This is a genomic window from Pseudomonas sp. TE31087 (assembly GCF_057284075.1).
The window spans coordinates 1047876-1067296 of the sequence record NZ_JBXVNN010000001.1 but is presented as its reverse complement, the minus strand read 5'-3'; the positions used below and the strand labels follow the sequence as shown (position 1 = coordinate 1067296).

Here is a 19421-nt window from a genome sequence, read left to right as displayed (position 1 = left end):
TGCAGATTTGCCAATTGTGCAGGGTAATTTTGCATGACAGGATCGTTCGATCCGCCCGCGCATTCCAGGACTTCACTTGGAAAATCAATAACAAAGCAGGGAGACCGCGATGACCGCGCACGCTCAACCCTCGGCAACGGATCAGGTACTGGCCGAGGTCCGCAACCACATTGGCCACCTCACCCTTAATCGCCCCACCGGCCTCAACGCCCTGACCCTGGACATGGTACGCAGCCTGCAGCGCCACCTCGACCAATGGGCCCAGGATCCGCAGGTGCACGCCGTGATGCTGCGTGGCGAGGGCCCCAAGGGCTTCTGCGCCGGTGGCGATATCCGCTCGCTGCACGACAGCTACAAGGCCGGCGAGAAGCTGCACGAGGACTTCTTCGTCGAGGAATACGCCCTGGACCTGTGCATCCACCGCTACCGCAAGCCGGTGCTGGTGCTGATGGACGGCTTCACCCTCGGAGGCGGCATGGGCCTGGCCCAGGGCTGCGACCTGCGCATCGTCACCGAACGCAGCCGCCTGGGCATGCCCGAGGTGGGCATCGGCTACTTCCCGGATGTCGGCGGCAGCTACTTCCTGCCCCGGGTACCGGGCGAACTGGGTATCTACCTGGGCGTCAGCGGCAGCCAGATCAAGGCTGCCGATGCCCTCTACTGCGGCCTGGCCGACTGGTACGTCGACAGTGAGCAGCTCGCGGCCCTGGATGACGGGCTCGACCGCCTGACCTTCGGCGCCAACCCGCTCAAGGACCTGCAAGGCTTGCTCGCCAAGCAGGGCACACAGACCTTGGCGGACGCGCCGCTGGCGACACTGCGCCCGGTGATCGACCACTTCTTCGCCCTGCCCGACCTGCCGAGCATCATCGAGCAACTGCGCGCCGTGACCATCGGCGACAGCCGTCAATGGGCGCTGGATACCGCCGACCTGCTGGAAACACGCTCGCCGTTGGCCATGGCGGTCACCCTGGAACTGCTGCGCCGTGGCCGCCACCTGGCCCTGGAAGACTGCTTCGCCATGGAACTGCACATCGACCGCCAGTGGTTCGCCCACGGCGACATCATCGAAGGCGTGCGCGCCCTGATCGTCGACAAGGACAAGCAACCCCGCTGGAACCCGCCGACCCTGGCCGGCCTCACTGCCCAGCGGGTCGACCAATTCTTCGAAGGCCTGTGAGCCCGGGAGTACACAGATGCAAGACCTGGAACTGAGCGAAGAGCAGATCATGATCCGCGACATGGCCCGCGATTTCGCCCGCGGCGAGATCGCGCCCCATGCCCAGGCCTGGGAAAAGGCCGGCTGGATCGACGATGACGTGGTGCGCAAGATGGGCGAACTGGGCCTGCTCGGCATGGTCGCCCCGGAGCAGTTCGGCGGCAGCTACACCGACTACGTGGCCTACGCCCTGGCGGTGGAGGAAATCTCCGCCGCCGATGGCGCCACCGGGGCGATGATGAGCATCCACAACTCGGTGGGCTGCGGCCCGCTGCTGGCCTACGGCACGCCCGAGCAGCAGCAGGCCTGGCTGCCGCAACTGGCCAGTGGCGAGGCGATCGGCTGCTTCTGCCTGACCGAGCCACAGGCCGGCTCCGAGGCCCACAACCTGCGCACCCGCGCCGAGCTGGTCGATGGCCAGTGGGTCATCAACGGCGCCAAGCAGTTCGTCAGCAACGCCCGCCGCGCCAAGCTGGCCATCGTCTTCGCCGTGACCGACCCGGAGCTGGGCAAGAAAGGCCTCTCGGCCTTCCTGGTGCCGACCGACAACCCAGGCTTCAAGGTCGACCGCAGCGAACACAAGATGGGCATTCGTGCCTCCGACACCTGCGCGGTGACCCTGGACGACTGCCGCATCCCGGCCGCCAACCTGCTGGGCGAACGCGGCAAGGGCCTGGCCATCGCCCTGTCCAACCTCGAAGGCGGGCGCATCGGCATCGCCGCCCAGGCCCTGGGCATTGCCCGCGCGGCATTCGAGGCGGCGCTGACCTATTCCCGCGAGCGCATCCAGTTCGGCAAGCCGATCAACGAGCACCAGAGCATCGCCAACCTGCTGGCCGACATGCAGGTGCAGGTCAACGCTGCTCGCCTGCTGATCCTGCATGCCGCGCGCCTGCGCAGCGCCGGCAAGCCTTGCCTGTCGGAGGCCTCCCAGGCCAAGCTGTTTGCCTCGGAGATGGCCGAGCGGGTCTGCTCGATGGCGATCCAGGTGCATGGCGGGTACGGCTACCTGGAAGACTATCCGGTGGAGAAGTATTATCGCGATGCGCGCATTACCCAGATCTACGAGGGCTCCAGCGAGATCCAGCGCATGCTGATTGCGCGTGAGTTGAAGCATTACACGGTGTGAGCCCGGCCATTGCCTCAAGCCACGCACGATCCCTGTAGGAGATCGCCCAGCCCTTCGGGCTACGCTGTCGCGCAGGTAACAGAGTTCCAGCGTGGGAGCGGCGGTGCGCCGATGCGACTTGCCCCGCGATCACCGGCGTAGCCGGTGCCAAACGTCGCATCGCGGGGCAAGCCCGCTCCCACGCTGCCCCAGTCAAATCAAAGAATTGTGTTTTGTTCCGTGAGAGCGGCCTTGCGCACCCTTTATGAGATTTATTCGTCTCATATGATACAATTGTGGATATTTCGTCGCCGAACCCCGACTCGAGGTCCCACATGCGTAGAACCCTCCAGGAAGAACGCCTGCTCAAGGCCCTGGCCCAGGCCATTGTCGTCCACCCCCGCGCCACCCTCAAGGAGCTGGCGGAAACCGCCGGGGTCAGCAAGGCCACCCTGCACCGCTTCTGCGGCACCCGCGACAACCTGGTGAAACTGCTCGAGGACCATGGCGAGCAGGTGCTCAACCAGGTCATTCTTGAAGCCGACCTCGAGCGCGTCGAACCGCTGGCCGGCATCCGACACCTGATCGCCGAACACCTCAAGCATCGCGAACTGCTGATGTTCCTGATGTTCCAGTACCGCCCCGATACCTTGCTCAACGACGCCGAGGACCTGCGCTGGCAGGTCTATATCCAGGCCATGGATGCGTTCTTCCTGCGTGCCCAACAGTTGGGCGTGCTACGCATCGACATCAGCGCGGCAGTGTTCACCGAGATCTTCATGACCATGATCTACGGCATGGTCGATGCCGAGCACCGCGGCCGCGCCGCCAGCGCCAACACTGCGCAGACGGTCGAGCAATTGTTCCTCAACGGTGCCCGGCCACAAGGCTGACGACTATCGATCGGTGCCGCCAGCCAGCTCCTCGATGCTGATCTCGCGCATCCTGAACTTCTGCACCTTGCCGGTCACCGTCATCGGGAATGCGTCGACGAAGCGGAAATGACGCGGCACCTTGAAATGCGCGATGCGCGCCCGCGCCCATTCGCGCAGCTCGTCCGCGCCCAACACCTGCCCCGGGTGCAGGCGGACCCAGGCGACGATCTCCTCGCCATAGCGGCTGCAGGGGATGCCGATCACCTGCACGTCGGCCACCGCCGGGTGGGTGAAGAAGAACTCCTCCAGCTCCCGCGGGTAGATGTTCTCGCCGCCGCGGATGATCATGTCCTTGCTGCGGCCGACGATGCGCACATAGCCTTCGTCGTCCATCACCGCCAGGTCGCCGGTGTGCATCCAGCCATCGGCATCGACGCTCTCGGCGGTGGCCTTGGGGTTGTTCCAGTAGCCGAGCATCACGCTGTAGCCACGGGTGCACAGCTCGCCGATCTCGCCGCGTGCCAGGGTGCAGCCTGCGCTGTCGATCACCTTGCTCTCCAGCCACGGCTGGGTGCGACCGACGCTGGTCACCCGGCGCTCCAGGTCGTCGGCGGCGCCGGTCTGCAACGACACCGGGCTGGTCTCGGTCATGCCGTAGGCGATCTGCACCTCGCTCATGTGCATCTCGTCGATCACCCGGCGCATCACCTCGATCGGGCAAGTGGCGCCGGCCATGATGCCGGTGCGCAGGCTGCCCAGGTCGAACTCGTGGCGGCGCGGGTGGTCGAGCTCGGCGATGAACATGGTCGGCACGCCGTACAGCGCAGTGGCGCGCTCCTCGGCCACGGCCTGCAGGGTCAGCAGTGGATCGAAGGCATCGTTGGGGTAGATCAGGGTGCTGCCGTGGGTCATGCAGCCGAGGTTGGCCATGACCATGCCGAAGCAGTGGTACAGCGGCACCGGTACCACCAATCGGTCGTGCTCGGTCAGCCCGAGGCTTTCACCGACCATGTAGCCGTTGTTGAGGATGTTGTGATGGCTGAGGGTCGCGCCCTTGGGAAAGCCAGTGGTGCCGGAGGTGTACTGGATGTTGATCGGCTCGTGCCGGTGCAGGCTGGCCTGGCGTGCGGTCAGTTGCCCGGCGTCGGTTTCGCCGGCGCGGGCCTGCAACGCCGGCCAGGCCAGGAAGCCGCTGGGTGGCGTATCGGCCAGGCTGACGACCCCTCGCAGTTCGGGCAGCCGGGTGCTTTGCAGCTCGCCCGGTCGGCAGGCACCGAGCTCGGGCACCAGGTCCAGCAGCATGGCGTGGTAATCGGAGGTCTTGAAGGCGTCGGCGCAGATCACCCATTGGCAGGCTGACTGGCCCAGGGCGTACTCCAGCTCGCTGGTGCGGTAGGCCGGGTTGATGTTGACCAGGATCGCGCCGATCTTGGCGCTGGCGAACTGGGTGATGCACCACTCGGCACAGTTGGGTGCCCAGATGCCCAGGCGATCACCGGCCTGCAGGCCCAGGGCCATCAGGGCGCGGGCGTGCAGGTCGACAGCGTCTGCCAGTTGCCGCCAGGTGTAGCGCAGGTGCTGATGGCGGACCACCAGGGCTTCGCGGTCGGGGAAGCGGGCGACAGTGGCGTCGAAAGCGTCACCGATGCAGTGGGTGAGCAATGGCTTGTCGGACTTGCCCTGGCTGTAGCTAGACTGGCTCATTGGTACTCTCTTGTTGTTCTTGCAGGCCAAGCACGGTCCCTGTAGGAGCGGCCTTGTGTCGCGAAAGGGCTGCGCAGCAGCCCCTGGATTTCAGCGTTGATGCAAATATTGTTGGGGCCGCTTTGCGGCCCTTTCGCGACACAAGGCCGCTCCTACAAGGGGATGTACAATCCCGGTCCCCTAGCGAACGAACACCTGCGGCGTGGTGGTCGACATGTCGCCGCCAGGCAGCTTGATATTGCGCACCTTCTCCAGCGTGTTCGGGTCGAACACCGCCAGGTCGTTGAAGGTGCCGCCCAGATAGAGCTTGTCGCCGGCCTTGTCGAAGGTCACGCAGTAGTAGGTATGGTCGAGGTTGGCGGCCTTGACCAGTTTCTTCTGCTGGATGTCGTAGCGGGCCAGGCGGTTGAGCACGCCGTACATCTGGTTCGGATCCTTGGGCGAGCGCAGGCCGGTGAAGTACAGCTCGGTCAGTTCGGCGAACTCCTGGGTGTGGGCCTTGCCGGTCTTCAGGTCGATGCTCAGGTAGCCGTACAGCGGCTCGGCGGTGGCCGGGTCCTGCTTGGCATCCTTGAACTTCGCAATGGTGTAGAGCATCGAGAACTCATGCAACGAACTCTGGTGCGGCCAGAAGTACAGCACGTCGGGGGCGCTGTAGCCTGGGCGGTTCCAGCTGCGCAGTGGCAGCGCGATGCTGTACTGGCCGGTCTTGACGTCGAGCTTGTAGATGTCCGGCCCGGCCACGTACAGGCTGCCGTCGTCGGCGGCGCGCATCAGGTAGACCTGGCGCGGCATCGGGAAGCTGCGCACGGGCTTGGCGTCCAGGCCGTCGCTGGTGCGAAAAACCTCCAGGCGCGGCGGCTTGACCACGTAGTGGTCGTTCAGGCGCTGGCTCGGGTTGACCGTGGCGTAGACCTCCTTGCCGTCGGGGCTGATGGCGAAGGAGTACATGGCCTTGCCGACCTCGCCCGGCACGCTGGAGAGGTTGGCGTGGAAAGTGGTCTTGCAGCTGTCCAGGTCGATGCCGTAGATATCGGCGAAATGGTTGTTCAGCACGTAGGCGGTGCGGTTGTCCGGCGCCATCATCGCCGTGCCGGGGCCGAACGAATCGGGCATGCGGCAGGTCTTGTACAGGGTGTCGCTGGCCACCTCGACCACATGCAGGTTGTTCGGGTAGTTGGTGGCGATCAGGTATTCATGGCCGGCCTTCAAGGCCGGGCCTGCATCATCTGCCTGGGCCGCCCAGGCGCAGGCCGTGGCGGCAATGGTGAGCGCGAGCTGCGCGCAGAATCCAGCTTTCATGCGGTTTCCCCTTGTCGTTCTATTTGTCTTTCGGGAATACGGTGCCGAGGTTGCGCCAGTCTTCGGCGGAGTTGGTCGCCTGGGCGTTCCAGTCCTGGTAGGTGCTCATCATGTCCGGCACCTGGGCCGGCCACCAGCAAGGGTCGGAGCAGCCGTAGAGGTCGGCCTCCATCGGCTGGCACAGCGAGCTGACGCCGCCGAAGGCGTCCACTTCCCAGCCCGGGTCGGTGGTGGCGGTGCAGCCGGCCACGGCGCTCATGGCCAGCACTTCGTCGACGCGGTCTTCGGCGGCGGCCTGTTCGAGGATGCGCGCCTTGTTGTTCAGCGGTTTGAGGTGCTTCATGTCAATGCGCCTTCCTGGGAGTGATGTAGCGATCGATGAAGGCCGGGTTGGCGGCCATGATGCGGCTGTAGACCTCGATGCCGAAATCGACCCAGTCGCGCATCAGCTCGCAGTAGTGGTAGGTCGGGTGCTGCGGATCGCCATAGCGGGCGTAGCTCTCGTGGTAGCAACCACCGGAGCACAGGTTGCGGATGCGGCAGCTGTCGCAGCCGGTGCCGCTGCGGTCCAGGCGCTGCGAGAGAAAATCATTGAGCTGCGCCTGTTTCACGCCCTGGTGCACGTTGCCGAAGGTCGGCAGGCTGGAGCCGGTAAAACGGTGGCACAGGTTCAGCTCGCCCTCGTGATCGACCGCCAGCATCTTCAGCCCGGCGCCGCACGGCAGGGCCTTCTTGTGGCCCTCGTGGATATCGGTGATCAGCTGGTGCAGGTTGGAGAAACCGATGTTGCGATGCTCCAGCGCCGCCTCCAGGTAACGCCGGCCCAGGGCCTTCATGTTGGCGAACACCTGCACCAGCTCGTCGCCGGTGAGGTTGTAGTCGGCCATGTCGCCGGAGGTCACCGGGGCGAAACCGACCTCGGCGAAACCCAGTTCGTTGAACAGGTGGTTCCAGATGGTCTCGATATCGGTGATGCCACGGGTCAGGGTGACCCGCGCGCCCACCGGCCGGCTGCGGTAGCGCGACAGCAGCATGTCGGCCTTGCGCCGCACCACGTCGTAGGTGCCCTGCCCGCCCACGGTGATGCGGTTGCGGTCGTGCACGGTCTTGGGCCCGTCGATGCTGACCGACAAACCGAAACGGTGAGCGTCGAGCCAGTCGACGACTTCCTCGGTCAGCAAGGTGGCGTTGGTGGTCATGATGAACTCGACCTGCTTGCCCACCTCGGCGAAGCGCCGCTCGCAGTAAGCCACCATGTGCTCGATCAGCGCCCGGTTGGACAGCGGCTCGCCACCGAAGAACACCACGCTGTAGCGCTGCTCGTCGGGCGACTCCTTGAGCAGCATCTCCACCGAGGCCTCGGCGGTGGCCGTGTTCATCTTGCGCCCGGCCGAAGGCTTGTCGAGGTCTTCCTTGTAGCAGTAGGTGCAGCTCAGGTTGCAGCCGGTGTTGACGTTGAGCACCACGGTGTTCAGCGCCGTGCGCTCGACCTGTTTCAGGGCAATCTCCGGCGTCAGCGGCGAGCCGTCGCTGACCACTTCCAGGGCGATCAGCTCGCGCAGGGTTTCCTCGATGTCCTGTCCGGAAAACTGCTGGCCGAGGCGTTGCATCAGCTCCTCGGCGGAGCAGCCCTGGCGGCGCAGGGCGTCGATGATGCCGCCGGTCACCGCGTCGGCGGCGAACAGCGAACTGCTGGGGATATGGAACAGCATGCGGTCGGCATCCACCTGCACTTCGTGCAGGTTGCGTTCGACCAGGTTCAGTAGTGCGCCCATGGCGACCTCCCGGGATTCGATGCGTCAGTTGATGCCTATGGCAGTGGCGGATTGTTCCAGCGTTGCACGGTGACGATCATGTGCCCCTCGCCCTGCTGGCCACCGTCGGCGAGGGTGGCGATCACCTTCAGGTTGCCGGCGTTGTTGGTCATCATCTTGCGCGCCGGGTTGGGCCCTGCCCCGCCCGGCACGAACACGCCGTCGGCCTGCATCTGCCCGGCGAACTTGACGTCTTCGTCCTCGACCGCCCGTTCGTTGAACGGTTCGACTTTCCAGGTGGCCGGCAGATAGCCGATGCGCAGCGGCTGGCCGCTGGCGTCCTTGCCCCAGGCCTCGGCCTCGAAGCGGCCCTGGACCTTGGGCACCGAGGCGCCGTTCTCGCCGATGCGGGCAATGGAGAATGCCGGCACCACCTTGACCTCCTCGACCTTGTCGTACACCGCCAGTTGCACGCCCTTGAGCGCGCCCACCGCGACCTCGCGCTGGCCAGCGGCGGCGTCCCTGGCGGCACGTGCCTTGACCCGGATCAGCGTCGGCGTCGACTCAAGCACCTCGGTCACCTCGACGCCCGCGCCCAGGTCGGGCTTGCCGGACAGGTCGCTGCCCACCAGGTTGATCTCGCTGTCGCCGCCGGCCTTGATGAACGCCGGCTGCACCGCCAGCAGACGGCCCTGGCCGGCCTTGGCGGCGCTGAAGTCCAGGCCGCGCTCGTCATGCTCGGCCTCGAACATGCGGCCCTTCATCTGGCCGTCGATGGCGGCGAACACCTGGCGCAGGTTGGCTTCGCCGACCTTGACGTTGCCGCGCCACTCATAGCCGTTGTAGAGGATCGCCGAGCCGCTGCCGTTGAACGGCGTGCCATCGGCATAGGCGCCCTTGAGTTCGACCTTGAAGGTGTCGCCCTGCTCGGCGCTGACCGTCATCACCCCGCGCACGTCGCCCTTGGCCAGCATGTGGCCGCTGAACGCCCATTGCCCGGCCAGGACCTTGGACTCGGGCCGCGCCTTGAGCCACTCGGCCCAGGCCGGATTGTCGAGGGGGAAGCGCTTGGCCAGGTCCGGCACCATCTGCTTGAGGGCGATGTCCAGCCAGTCGCGGTCGCGGGCCTGGGCCTGGTACTCGAGGGACGGCCACTGGCCGAGGTGGAAGTTGACCAGGTGTTCCCATTCCTTGGCCGGACGCCGCTGCAGGGCGACCCGGGCGCCGGAGTGGCAGCGGCCGCACATCTGGCTGAGCTGATCGTCGAAGTGCTCGACGGTGTTCAGCCGCCGCTCCATGGCGTAGCGCACGCCCTCGGTCTCGCTGGGCGCCAGGCCCTGCTTGTCGGCCAGGTACTTGACCAGGGTGCGGCGGTCGTCGTCGCTGATCGAAAGGCCATGCATCACCTGCATGCGGGCGATGCTCATCAGCCAGCCTTCCGGGGTCTTGCGCTGGTGGCTGATGCGGCTGTAGCTGTGGTTGCCTTCGGGGATATGGCAACCCATGCATTTGTTCTGCAACAGGCTCGGGCCCTGCTCGGCCGCCATGGCCTGGGCGGCCAGCAGTGCGGTGGCGACCAGCGCCAGTGTGCCCGCCTGCCGCCGGAGTCGAGTCGTCTTCAAGGTCAGACCTCCACGGTGTTGTTCTTATCGTTATTCGCACGCTTGGGTACAGCGGTGTGCATGTGACAGTTGCGATACAGGAAGTGTGCCAGTTGCAGCAAAAATGTTTTGGATCAGTGAGTTACCTTGGTTTTGCGGGTAGGGGCCAGCGTTTGGGATTGTAGGTGAACGTCCCATTTCGCGACTGGGTGTTTCACCTTGAGACAGTTGCCGGGGCTGCTTCGCAGCCCTTTCGCGGCACAAGGCCGCTCCTACACAGGAGACCGCGATCCCCTGTAGGAGCGGCCTTGTGCCGCGAAAGGGCCGCACAGCGGCCCCAGCACCCGTGAATGTGTGTCACACGACGTCTCACCCGATCTCAATATGCAACAGATCAACCCTGATTCTATTCACTCCCAATCCGGTAAAAGCCACCACTAGCTGGGCCTACCCGCCATCCGAGTCCTTTGGCACGCCCATTGCCCCAGCCCTGGTCACAACCATGACAAGAGGCACCGCCCCCATGCATTCCGAACTGCCGATCCTCCCCGCCACACGCGACTTCCTCGCACGCAAGCTCAGGATGCGCATCGGCGCCGACTGGCAGGACGCCGCCAGCGGTCGCACCATGACCTTGCGCAACCCGGCCACCGGCGAGGTCCTCGGCGAGGTGCCCGCGGCCGAGGCCCAGGACGTGGACCGCGCCGTGCAGGCCGCGCGCCAGGCCTTCGACAACTCGACCTGGAGCCGCACACGCCCGCGTGAACGGCAGAACCTGCTGTGGCGCCTGGCCGACCTGATGCAGCGCGATGCCCGGGAGCTGGCCGAGCTGGAATGCCTGAACAACGGCAAGAGCGCCGCCGTGGCCCAGGTGATGGACGTGCAACTGGCCATCGATTTTTTGCGCTACATGGCCGGCTGGGCCACCAAGCTCGAAGGCAGCACGGTCGAGCCCTCGCTGCCGCTGATGCCCGACGATGAGTTCCACGGTTTCATCCGCCGCGAAGCGGTCGGCGTGGTCGGTGCCATCGTCGCCTGGAACTTCCCGCTGCTGCTGGCCTGCTGGAAGCTCGGTCCGGCCCTGGCCACCGGCTGCACCGTGGTCCTCAAGCCTGCCGACGAAACCCCGCTGACCGCGCTGAAGCTCGCCGAACTGGTGAGCGAGGCCGGCTACCCGGACGGCGTGTTCAATGTGATCACCGGCACCGGGCTGAACGCCGGCGCCGCCCTGAGCCGCCACCCGGGCGTGGACAAGCTGACCTTCACCGGCTCCACCGAGGTCGGCAAGCTGATCGGCAAGGCCGCCATGGACAACATGACCCGCGTCACCCTGGAGCTGGGCGGCAAGTCGCCGACCATCGTCCTGCCCGACGCCAACCTGCAGCAAGCCGCCGCCGGCGCTGCCACGGCGATCTTCTTCAACCAGGGCCAGGTATGCTGCGCCGGCTCCCGGCTGTACGTGCACCGCAAGCACTTCGACAACGTGGTGGCCGATATCGCCGGCATCGCCAACGCCATGAAACTGGGCAACGGCCTGGACCCCACCGTGCAGATGGGGCCACTGATCTCGGCCAAGCAGCAGGACCGGGTCACCGGCTACATCGACCTGGGCCGCGAGCTGGGCGCGACCATCGCCTGCGGCGGCGAAGGCTTCGGCCCGGGCTACTTCGTCAAGCCCACGGTGATCGTCGATGTCGACCAGCGCCACCGCCTGGTGCAGGAGGAAATCTTCGGCCCGGTGCTGGTGGCCATGCCGTTCGACGACCTCGACGAGGTGGTGCGCATGGCCAACGACAACCCCTACGGACTGGGCGCGAGCATCTGGTCCAACGACCTCGCCGCGGTGCACCGGATGATCCCGCGGATCAAGTCCGGGTCGGTGTGGGTGAACTGCCACAGCGCGCTGGACCCGGCGCTGCCGTTCGGCGGCTACAAGCTCTCCGGCGTCGGCCGCGAGATGGGCGCGGCGGCGATCGAGCACTACACCGAGCTGAAGTCGGTGTTGATCAAGCTCTGAGTCTTCCTGCACCGGCCTCTTCGCGGGTAAACCCGCTCCCACAGGATTCGCTCGATCCCTGTGGGAGCGGGCTTACCCGCGAAGAGGCCAGAACAGACCTTACAGAACACACAATAAAAACATGGAGCACACCATGACGCACAAACTCGCCTGCACATTGGCCCTGCTGCTGGCCTCGCCCCTCACCCAGGCGCATGAACTCTACAACAACGCCGGCACCACCCTGGACACCAACCTCGAAGCCCTGTTCGGCGTCTTCCACAGTGACGAGAGCTACGACCAGTTCGGCAACCGCCAGCCCGGCAGCAGCAACTGGCGCGAGGGCTACGTCAAATACGGCCTGAGCGCCAGCCAGGCCCTGGCAGACAGCGGCACGCTGTACGGTGCCTTCAGCCTGCTCAGCTCGGCCACCTGGGGCGATGGCGACGCCGCCGGTTTCACCCTCGGCAACGAGCGTCGCACCGGCGTCGAGGACGCCTACCTCGGCTGGCGCTCGGGCAACCTGTTCCCGGCCCTCGGTGAGGATGGTATCGATGTCTCCGGGGGGCGCCAGGTCATCACCCTCGGCGACGGTTTCCTGATCCAGGGCGACCCGGTCAATGCCGGCAATGTCGACCTGGGCGCCGATTTCGACCGTGGCGGCGCCTACTACCTGGCGGCGCGCAAGGCCTTCGACCGCACCGCCGTGCTGCGCCTGGGCGGCAAGCAAGGCTGGCGTGGCGACCTGATGTGGCTCAAATCAGACAACCCGTTCCAGGCCGACACGTCCATGGCGGTGGCCAACCTCGAACATGTCAGCGATGCGGGCACCGTGGGCCTGAGCTGGATCCACGGCCTGGATGTCGACCGCCGCTACGCCGAGATCCTCGGCCTGGAACACCGCGACGGCATGGACACGGTGAGCCTGCGTGGGCGCGGCAACCTTGGGGTGAAGGACCTGGAGCTGGCCGCCGAGTACGTCACCCAGGACCGCACTGGCGGACGCGAGAACGCCTGGTATCTGGAGGGCAACTGGACCTTCTCCGCACTGCCCTGGTCGCCCACCGCCACCTACCGCTACAGCCGCTTCTCGGAGCATTTCGACCCGCTGTTCTATGGCCTGAGCCGAGGCTACGGCACCTGGTTCCAGGGCGAGGTGGCGGCCAACTACGCAGGGCCCTTCAACAGCAACACCCAGGTGCACCATGTGGCGCTCAAGGCCACGCCGCGGGAGGGCCTGACCGTGGGGGCGCTGTACTTTGACTTCGACACGCTCGAGACCGACCAGGGCAACCTGGGTGGGCGCGAGGTGGACCTGTATATGGAGTGGATGGTCAACGAGCACTGGCTGATCAGCCCGCTGGTGGGGTTCTATACCCCACAGCGCAGCGCGCAGGATGGCGGCGTGCAGTTGGGTGGCCGGGAGAGCGGGACCTACCTGCAGCTGGTGGTGGGGACTTTCTTCTAAATCGCGGGGCAAGCCCGCTCCCACGCAAGGTTTGCTGACTGACGCAGCACCGGTGGGAGCGGGCTTGCCCCGCGATGAATCCTCAGCAGAAACCCTGTTCGCGCAGCCAGCGCGCAACCATCGGCTGGTGCGCCTGTGTCACCAGGCGCTCCAGGCCGATGCCAGCCTGCACCCCGCGCACCACCGAGGCCAGCTCTACACCCTGCAGGTGCCACACGCCCAGCGGCTGGTCCACCGTCACTACTACCTCGGCCTCTTCCACCCAGCCATCACGCAGCACCGGGCGTCGCTCCACCCGCACCGCCTGCCAGTCCGCCGCCGCATGCAGCGGCCGGGCATCCGGCCAATTGCGGCGGCGGGCCCAGAACGGCTGTTCACCGCGCTGCGTCTCCTGCGCGTAAAAGTCCCGGCCGATCCGGGCGAAACGCAGGAACAGCTGCTCGACCCGCGTCTGATGGAAGCGCTGTGCCAAGTCCGCCTGTCCGGGTCGTTGCAACAGGGTATTGATCACCACGGGCGCCTGCAGCGCCGAGGACAAGGACTGGAAGATGCCATTACCCGACAGCGGGTCGACCGCCATCGCGGCGTCGCCGACCCGCAACCAGTCAGGGCCCGCGCAGTTGCCGGCGAGAATCGCCGTGCTGCTGCGCGCATGCACCTGCGCGGGAGCGAAGGCCCGCTCATCGAACAGCTGCGCCACCAGCGCCGAACCACGCCGACGCTCGGCACAGTATACGGGCAAGGCCGCCTTGCCCGGCAGCTGCGCCGCCGTCGCGTCCAGCGTCACCTGCCAGTAGCAGCGGCCATCGGCCAGTCGCGCCATCCAGGCCCAGCCGTCATCCAGGCTCTCCACCGCCGAGGCCGGCGCGCCGGGCGCGGCCTGCCAGAGGTTGAGCAGGCTGACGGTCTCCGGCCCGCGCAGGCGACCTTCGCTCAACGGGGCCTGGCGACCACGGGCCTCGACCAGGAACTCCCCGCGCAAGGTGCGGCCGTCGTCCAGGTGTATCCGGTACCCCTGTTCCCGCGCCACTTCGCGCACACGCCCTTCGACCAGCTCGACACCGGCGCGGCGCAGGTCGTCGCGCAGGGCCTGGTCGAAACGCTGACGATCGAGCAGGCATTCCTGGTTCGGTTGCAGCCGCTCGCCGTTCCAGTGCACCTGACGCGTGGCCGGCGTGGTGGCCTCGGCCAGGGCGGCGCCCAGGCCGGCATGGCGCAGGCCCTCCAGCACCCGCTGCGACACGCCTTCCACCGCAGCGAAGCGGCGCCAGTCGGACACCACCGTGACGGGGTAGCCCATCCGCCGCAGCCCCAGGGCCGTGGCCGCGCCGGCAGGTCCGGCGCCGAGTACCAGGATGCTTGCTTCAGGCATTGATCGGTCCCTTGCGCTCAGGGCCGGCGAACGCCGCGTGGCTTTTCAGCCACCGCAACAGCGCCTCCCGGGTCATGCCAGGCTCATCGCGCAGCAGGGCCGCCACCCGGCCGCTGAATGCGGCGCAGGCCAGGCTGGCGCCTGCCCCGCCATCACTGCCGACCGCCGCGCCGAAGTCGGCCTGGGCCGTGTCCAGCCACGACCACTGCCCGGCAACGCAACGGGCATCGCCGGTCACGCGGATGACCCCAGGGTAGCTGGCCGGGTACACCGGCTCGCCCCGCGCCGGGCTGGAGGCGCACAGCAGCACCCCGGCGGCCACGGCCTCGGCGCAGGCCTGGCGCAGCATCGGGCGGTCCTGGCGCAGGCCCAGGCTCAGGTTGACCACGCTCGCGCCGGCTTCCACCAGCCACAACAGACCAGCCGCCACCTGCAGGGCACTGGTGCTGCCCTGCCCGGCGAATACCTGAGCCAGCAGCACAGGCTGGGCGCCAGACTCGGCGTGCAGCCTCGCCAGTACGGCGCTGCCATGGCCCAAGGCGTCCGGCAGCGGGTCGCCCTCGCGCAACATGCCCTCTTCGAGCCAGAAGCGACGCGCATCCAGCAGGCCGGCCGCCTGCTGCGGTGAGCAGCCGCTGTCGATTACGCCAATCCAGGGTTCAGCGGCCATGGTCGGCGGGCTCCTTGCTGCGCAACTGCCCGCCGTGCAGCTCAAGGTGCAGGTCGGCGTCGGCGAGGGTCGAGGCGCGGTGGCTGATGAGAATCCGCGTGCACCCGGCGAACAGCTGGTCGATGGCGGCGATCACCTCGCGCTCGGTGGCTTCATCCACCGCCGAGGTGGCTTCGTCCAGCACCAGGATCGCCGGTTGCTGCAGCAGCGCCCGGGCGATGGCGATGCGTTGCTTCTGCCCACCGGACAGCTGCTGGCCGCGTTCACCCAGCAAACCATCGAGCCCCAGCGGCAGGCTCTGCACCAAGCTCTCCAGGCGGGTCAGGCGCACCACCCGCTCGAGGTCGTCACGGCTGGCCTGGGGCGTGCTGTAGGCCAGGTTCTGCGCCAGGGTGCCGCGAAACAGCACGATGTCCTGACTGACCACGGCGATGCGTCGCCGCAGGGCCTGCAGGTCGAGCTCGCGCAGGTCGACGCCATCGAGCAGGATGCGTCCGCCATCGGGGTCGTAGAAGCGCTGCAACAGGTCGATCAGCGTCGACTTGCCGACACCGGAGGCGCCACTGATGGCGACCTTGGCCCCGGCCGGCAGGCAGGCATCGACCTTGTCCAGCACCCTGCCCTGGCGCCCGTCGTGGGCGAAGCACACCGCGTCCAGTCGCAGCTCGCCAGGCCCCTGCGGCATGGGCTTGGGATCATCCGCCTCGCGCACCGCGACCGCCTCCTGCTTGAGCTCCATCACCCGCCCCAGGCTCACGGCCATCCGCTGCACCGCCACGTACAGGCCCAGCAGGCTCTGCACCGGGCCGACGGCCATGCCCATGTAGGTGGAAAACGCGATCAGCGCACCCAGCTGCCAGGTCCCCTGGATCACCCACCAGCCGCCGACCAGGAACGCGCACGCCCGGCACCAGGAGGTCAGCGTGCCGGGCACCGCCTGGGTGAAGAACTCAGTGACCTGCACCTTGAGCAACTGCCCCATGTAGCCCTGGCCCAGCCGGTCGAGGCGTTCGGCCTCGCGCTGCTGCTGGCCGGCGGCCTGGATGAACTTCATCGCCGGCAGCGTCTCGACCAGGAACGACGACACGTCCGCCGAGCGCTCGCGCAGGCTGCGCACCTCGCGCTCGACCTTGCGCCGCATCCAGCGCAGCCACAGCACCTCGAGCGGAATCAGCAGCGCCAGCAGCAACGACAGCTGCCAGGACAGCATCAGCATCAGGGCCACCGCGCCGACCAGGCCGATCAGCGCCGACACCGCCGAGAACAGCGAGTCCACGGCAAAGCGCTGGATCTCGGCGACATCGCCGTCCAGCCGCGACAGGATGTCACCGGTGCGCCGCCGCCCGTAGAAGGTCGGCGACAGCCGTTGCAGGTGGCGGTACAGGTCGTCGCGCAGGGCGAACAGGATGCGCCCGGACAGCCGGGTGTGCAGGTAGCGGTTGACCCCGGCCAGCACGGTACCGAGCAGGCCGGCGACGATCATGATCGCCGCCATGTGCCAGAGGGTCTGGTAGTCCTTGGCCAGCAGCCCCTCGTCGATCAGCGTCTTGACCAGCCAGGGCTGCGCCAGGGCCAGCAGCGAGGCGCCCAGGGACAACGCCAGCAGCACGCCAATGGCGCCACGGTGTGGACGCACGAAGCCATACAGCCAGGCCAGCGCCTGACGCATCAGCGCCGGGTCGCTGGATTCGATCAGCCGGGAAAACAGTCCGCCCATGGCTCAACCACGCAACTGCTTGAGCTTGCGGTACAGCGTCGCGCGGCTGATGCCCAGGGCCTCGGCCGCGGCCGAGACATTGCCCTGATGACGGGCCAGGGCGGCGCGGATCAGCTCCAGCTCGTTGTCGCGCAGACTGCCGGACGGCGCGGCGCCGCTGGCCAGTTCATCGAGCAGGCAGTCGGTGAGGTGGTCGAGGGTCAGCACCTGCTCGCCCTCCTCGCGCATCGCCAGGGCGGTGCGCACCACCATCTCCAGCTGGCGGATGTTGCCCGGCCAGTCGAAGTTCTCCAGCAGTGCCACCAAGGGCGCATCGAGGCTCACGCCCCTGGCCCCGGACTTGTCCAGCAGGCCCTGGATGAGCGTCGCCAGGTCGTCGCGCTCGCGCAGTGCCGGCAGGCGCAGGGATACGCCGTTGACCCGGTAGTAGAGGTCTTCGCGAAACTGCTGGTCGGCGACCAGTCGCTTGAGATCACGGTGGGTGGCGCAAATCAGCGCCACATCGATGTCCTGCTCGTCACCGGCCCCCAGCGGCGCCACCCGGCGCTCCTGCAGGACACGCAACAGGCGCGCCTGCAAGGCCAGTGGCATGTCGCCGATCTCGTCGAGGAACAGCGTGCCGCCATGGGCCTGCATCAGCCGTCCGACCATGCCGCCGCGGCGGGAACCGGTGAAGGCACCCTCGCGGTAGCCGAACAGCTCGGACTCGATCAGGCCCTCGGGAATCGCCGCGCAGTTGACCGCCACGAACGGCTTGTCGGCCCGCGGGCCAGCCTGGTGCAGGGCACGGGCGGCAACTTCCTTGCCGGTACCGGTTTCGCCCAGCAGCAGCACCGGCAAGCCATTGGCCAGGCCCTGGCGGGCCATGCGCAGGGCCCGTGCCAGGCGTGGGTCACCACCGGCCAGGGCCTCCAGGGCCTGGGCCTTGGCCGGCTCGGCCTGTTTGGTGGTGGGCGCCGGACCACTGATGCGGCCATGCCGTGGCAGCTGCAAGGCGCGGAAGAAGAATTCGCCCTTGGCGGTCTGCACGCTGCTGACACCGCCCTGCCACAGGCGGGCGATGAATGCCGGCGAACGCTCGCCCAGCAGGTCGCTGCTGCGCCGCCCAAGCAGTGTCTGGCGCGGCATCTGCAGCAACTGGCAGGCGTTGTCGTTGGCCGCCAGCACCTCGCCCTCCAAGCTCAGCGCCAATAGGCCCTGCCAGGCGCTGGCCAGGTACTGCGGCCGACTGTGGAAGGCCAGCACCAGGTGCTCGGGGTGATACAGCCCGAACAACCGGCTTTCGATATTGCCGGCGGCCAGCAGCAGCGTGGAAAGGCTGTCCTGGGGCTGGGCCATGACGCCTTCGCGGGTCACGTCGAGCACGCCGATCACTTCGCCGCACGGGTCACGCAGGGGCACCGAGGTGCAGGAGAACGGGCTGAGCCGGTCGAGATAATGCTCGCCGCAGTTGATCAGGGTCGGCTGACCCTCGACCACCGCCGTGCCGATGGCATTGGTGCCACGCAGGGCCTCGCTCCAGCAACTGCCCGGGTGCAGGTCGCGCAGGCCCTCGCGCTCGAGTGTCTGCTTCTGGCCCTCGATGGCCAGCACGTTGGCCTGGGCGTCGCCGAGGATGACGATGCCGCTCTTGCCCTGGCGCTTGACCAGGTAATCCAGTTCGGGGGTGACCGCGTCGATCAGCAGCCGGTTGTGCTCCAGCAGCGCGCGCAGGTCCAGGCCATGGCGGATGCCCAGGCCCACCTGCTCGCCCTGCAGGCAGTCCAGGCCGTGACCGAGGCTGCGGCGCCAGGAGGCGTCGATCTCGTCACGCAGCATGCCGGAGGGCAGCTCGCCTTCACTGGCCAGTTTCAGGCGGACCAGGCGGGATTGCTGCAGCGGGTCGTTGGCGTTTGTTGTTGGAAGTTGTCGCGCCATTGCGTGCTCCAGGGGTGCCCCGCGCAGGCGGGGCAATGGGCATCGGATTTTTCGGCAGTGTGCGTCAGAATTCGCTGGCAGTCATCTAGTACGCACTAGCGATTGATAGGCGCCTCGCACGGCACGCCAGCAGCCGTGGACCTTGCAATCCCCCCGCCGCACCGAGACAATGCGAGCAATTACCATTTACATCATGGATCCCGCTCTATGTCGACGCTCGACCGCTCGGCGCTGCACCAGCTGTACAGCGAAAACAACGGCTGGTTGAAAAGCTGGTTGCGCGCGCGCCTGGGCAATGCCGCCGATGCGTCCGACCTGGCCCACGACACCTTCCTGCGGGTCATGACCGCCCGTAACCAGGCCCCTATCCGCGAGCCGCGCAGCTACCTCAGTGCCATCGCCCGCGCGCTGCTGATCGACAAGGTTCGCCGCCGCGCCATCGAGCAGGCCTACCTGCAGGCCCTGGCCCTGCGACCCGAACCGGTCGAGGTGTCGCCGGAGATTCGCCTGTCGATCATCGAGATGCTGGTATCGGTCGATGCAATGCTCGACGAGCTCGGCCCCAGGACCCGCGACATCTTCCTCGCGGTGCAACTGGAAGGGCTGACCTATGCGGCGGTCGCCGAACGCTTCGACGTCTCGATCACCACGGTGAAAAACCACCTGATCCGGGCCATGACCCGCTGCCTGCTGGTGGTCGAGAGCTGAGGGCTGGTCA

The 19421-nt window shown here is 67.1% G+C and carries 15 protein-coding genes; 6 read left to right on the top strand and 9 right to left on the bottom strand.

The genetic code is table 11. The features are described from left to right. Positions 1 to 109 precede the first annotated feature (109 nt). The 3 genes from ACZ899_RS04820 to ACZ899_RS04810 all read left to right on the top strand — a co-directional run bounded on the left by ACZ899_RS04820 (position 110) and on the right by ACZ899_RS04810 (position 3220). Positions 110 to 1180 (top strand): enoyl-CoA hydratase/isomerase family protein, encoded by a 1071-nt coding sequence (locus tag ACZ899_RS04820; protein ID WP_203652548.1) that lies wholly within the window; start codon positions 110 to 112, stop codon positions 1178 to 1180. A 16-nt stretch (positions 1181 to 1196) separates the two neighbouring features. After that, complete coding sequence (locus tag ACZ899_RS04815; protein ID WP_062363361.1) at positions 1197 to 2348, top strand: acyl-CoA dehydrogenase family protein; 1152 nt, start codon at positions 1197 to 1199, stop codon at positions 2346 to 2348. Positions 2349 to 2662: 314 nt separating this feature from the next. Beyond that, positions 2663 to 3220, top strand: coding sequence for a TetR/AcrR family transcriptional regulator (locus tag ACZ899_RS04810; RefSeq protein ID WP_203652546.1), 558 nt, complete (start codon positions 2663 to 2665; stop codon positions 3218 to 3220). A gap of 3 nt (positions 3221 to 3223) precedes the next feature. On the opposite strand, the gene ACZ899_RS04805 is transcribed toward ACZ899_RS04810, so the two are convergent. The 5 genes from ACZ899_RS04805 to peaA form a co-directional block, all read right to left on the bottom strand. Continuing rightward, complete coding sequence (locus ACZ899_RS04805) at positions 3224 to 4906, bottom strand: AMP-binding protein (RefSeq protein WP_234562561.1); 1683 nt, start codon at positions 4904 to 4906, stop codon at positions 3224 to 3226. 180 nt (positions 4907 to 5086) lie between these two features. Next, complete coding sequence (peaD, locus tag ACZ899_RS04800) at positions 5087 to 6208, bottom strand: quinohemoprotein amine dehydrogenase subunit beta (RefSeq protein ID WP_234562562.1); 1122 nt, start codon at positions 6206 to 6208, stop codon at positions 5087 to 5089. A gap of 19 nt (positions 6209 to 6227) precedes the next feature. Beyond that, the gene (gene qhpC, locus ACZ899_RS04795) at positions 6228 to 6551 is read right to left on the bottom strand and encodes a quinohemoprotein amine dehydrogenase subunit gamma (protein ID WP_050705338.1); all 324 of its coding nucleotides are present in this window, start codon (positions 6549 to 6551) and stop codon (positions 6228 to 6230) included. A gap of 1 nt (position 6552) precedes the next feature. Continuing rightward, a complete protein-coding gene (peaB, locus tag ACZ899_RS04790) occupies positions 6553 to 7983 on the bottom strand; it encodes a quinohemoprotein amine dehydrogenase maturation protein (protein WP_203652543.1) in 1431 nt (476 codons plus the stop codon). Between the two features lie 35 nt (positions 7984 to 8018). Continuing rightward, positions 8019 to 9584: a quinohemoprotein amine dehydrogenase subunit alpha gene (peaA, locus tag ACZ899_RS04785; RefSeq protein ID WP_234562563.1), complete on the bottom strand. Its 1566-nt coding sequence runs from the start codon at positions 9582 to 9584 to the stop codon at positions 8019 to 8021. A 502-nt stretch (positions 9585 to 10086) separates the two neighbouring features. Between peaA and ACZ899_RS04780 the strand changes: the two genes are divergently transcribed. Together ACZ899_RS04780 and ACZ899_RS04775 are read left to right on the top strand one after the other, a co-directional pair. After that, positions 10087 to 11580 (top strand): aldehyde dehydrogenase family protein, encoded by a 1494-nt coding sequence (locus tag ACZ899_RS04780; RefSeq protein WP_234562564.1) that lies wholly within the window; start codon positions 10087 to 10089, stop codon positions 11578 to 11580. 133 nt (positions 11581 to 11713) lie between these two features. Further along, positions 11714 to 13027 carry an alginate export family protein gene (locus ACZ899_RS04775; RefSeq protein ID WP_234562565.1) on the top strand — a complete coding sequence of 438 codons (1314 nt, stop codon included), beginning with the start codon at positions 11714 to 11716 and terminating at the stop codon, positions 13025 to 13027. Positions 13028 to 13109: 82 nt separating this feature from the next. On the opposite strand, the gene qhpG is transcribed toward ACZ899_RS04775, so the two are convergent. From qhpG to ACZ899_RS04755, 4 genes are read right to left on the bottom strand one after another with little or no spacing between them, the layout of a single operon-like run. Beyond that, positions 13110 to 14399, bottom strand: a complete 1290-nt coding sequence (gene qhpG, locus ACZ899_RS04770) for a flavin-dependent monooxygenase QhpG (protein ID WP_234562566.1) — start codon at positions 14397 to 14399, stop codon at positions 13110 to 13112. After that, entirely contained in the window at positions 14392 to 15069 is a 678-nt protein-coding gene (gene qhpE, locus ACZ899_RS04765; protein ID WP_234562567.1) for a subtilisin-like serine protease QhpE, read from the bottom strand. Before qhpE ends, qhpG begins: the two co-directional genes overlap by 8 nt. Further along, positions 15059 to 16786, bottom strand: coding sequence for an ABC transporter ATP-binding protein (locus ACZ899_RS04760; protein WP_234562568.1), 1728 nt, complete (start codon positions 16784 to 16786; stop codon positions 15059 to 15061). Before ACZ899_RS04760 ends, qhpE begins: the two co-directional genes overlap by 11 nt. Positions 16787 to 16789: 3 nt before the next feature. After that, entirely contained in the window at positions 16790 to 18703 is a 1914-nt protein-coding gene (locus tag ACZ899_RS04755; RefSeq protein WP_234562569.1) for a sigma-54-dependent Fis family transcriptional regulator, read from the bottom strand. Between the two features lie 207 nt (positions 18704 to 18910). On the opposite strand from ACZ899_RS04755, the gene ACZ899_RS04750 reads away from it, so the two are divergent. Continuing rightward, positions 18911 to 19411 carry a sigma-70 family RNA polymerase sigma factor gene (locus ACZ899_RS04750; RefSeq protein ID WP_110737734.1) on the top strand — a complete coding sequence of 167 codons (501 nt, stop codon included), beginning with the start codon at positions 18911 to 18913 and terminating at the stop codon, positions 19409 to 19411. Positions 19412 to 19421 lie beyond the last annotated feature (10 nt).

What these genes read in the sequence shown, in the direction of transcription:
- ACZ899_RS04755 (WP_234562569.1), bottom strand. Translation starts at nt 18,703, where the DNA reads ATGGCGCGACAACTTCCAACAACAAACGCCAACGACCCGCTGCAGCAA.
- ACZ899_RS04775 (WP_234562565.1), top strand. Translation starts at nt 11,714, where the DNA reads ATGACGCACAAACTCGCCTGCACATTGGCCCTGCTGCTGGCCTCGCCC.
- qhpC (WP_050705338.1), bottom strand. Translation starts at nt 6,551, where the DNA reads ATGAAGCACCTCAAACCGCTGAACAACAAGGCGCGCATCCTCGAACAG.
- ACZ899_RS04820 (WP_203652548.1), top strand. Translation starts at nt 110, where the DNA reads ATGACCGCGCACGCTCAACCCTCGGCAACGGATCAGGTACTGGCCGAG.
- ACZ899_RS04810 (WP_203652546.1), top strand. Translation starts at nt 2,663, where the DNA reads ATGCGTAGAACCCTCCAGGAAGAACGCCTGCTCAAGGCCCTGGCCCAG.
- qhpE (WP_234562567.1), bottom strand. Translation starts at nt 15,069, where the DNA reads ATGGCCGCTGAACCCTGGATTGGCGTAATCGACAGCGGCTGCTCACCG.
- ACZ899_RS04750 (WP_110737734.1), top strand. Translation starts at nt 18,911, where the DNA reads ATGTCGACGCTCGACCGCTCGGCGCTGCACCAGCTGTACAGCGAAAAC.
- ACZ899_RS04815 (WP_062363361.1), top strand. Translation starts at nt 1,197, where the DNA reads ATGCAAGACCTGGAACTGAGCGAAGAGCAGATCATGATCCGCGACATG.
- ACZ899_RS04760 (WP_234562568.1), bottom strand. Translation starts at nt 16,786, where the DNA reads ATGGGCGGACTGTTTTCCCGGCTGATCGAATCCAGCGACCCGGCGCTG.
- peaD (WP_234562562.1), bottom strand. Translation starts at nt 6,208, where the DNA reads ATGAAAGCTGGATTCTGCGCGCAGCTCGCGCTCACCATTGCCGCCACG.
- ACZ899_RS04805 (WP_234562561.1), bottom strand. Translation starts at nt 4,906, where the DNA reads ATGAGCCAGTCTAGCTACAGCCAGGGCAAGTCCGACAAGCCATTGCTC.
- peaB (WP_203652543.1), bottom strand. Translation starts at nt 7,983, where the DNA reads ATGGGCGCACTACTGAACCTGGTCGAACGCAACCTGCACGAAGTGCAG.
- ACZ899_RS04780 (WP_234562564.1), top strand. Translation starts at nt 10,087, where the DNA reads ATGCATTCCGAACTGCCGATCCTCCCCGCCACACGCGACTTCCTCGCA.
- qhpG (WP_234562566.1), bottom strand. Translation starts at nt 14,399, where the DNA reads ATGCCTGAAGCAAGCATCCTGGTACTCGGCGCCGGACCTGCCGGCGCG.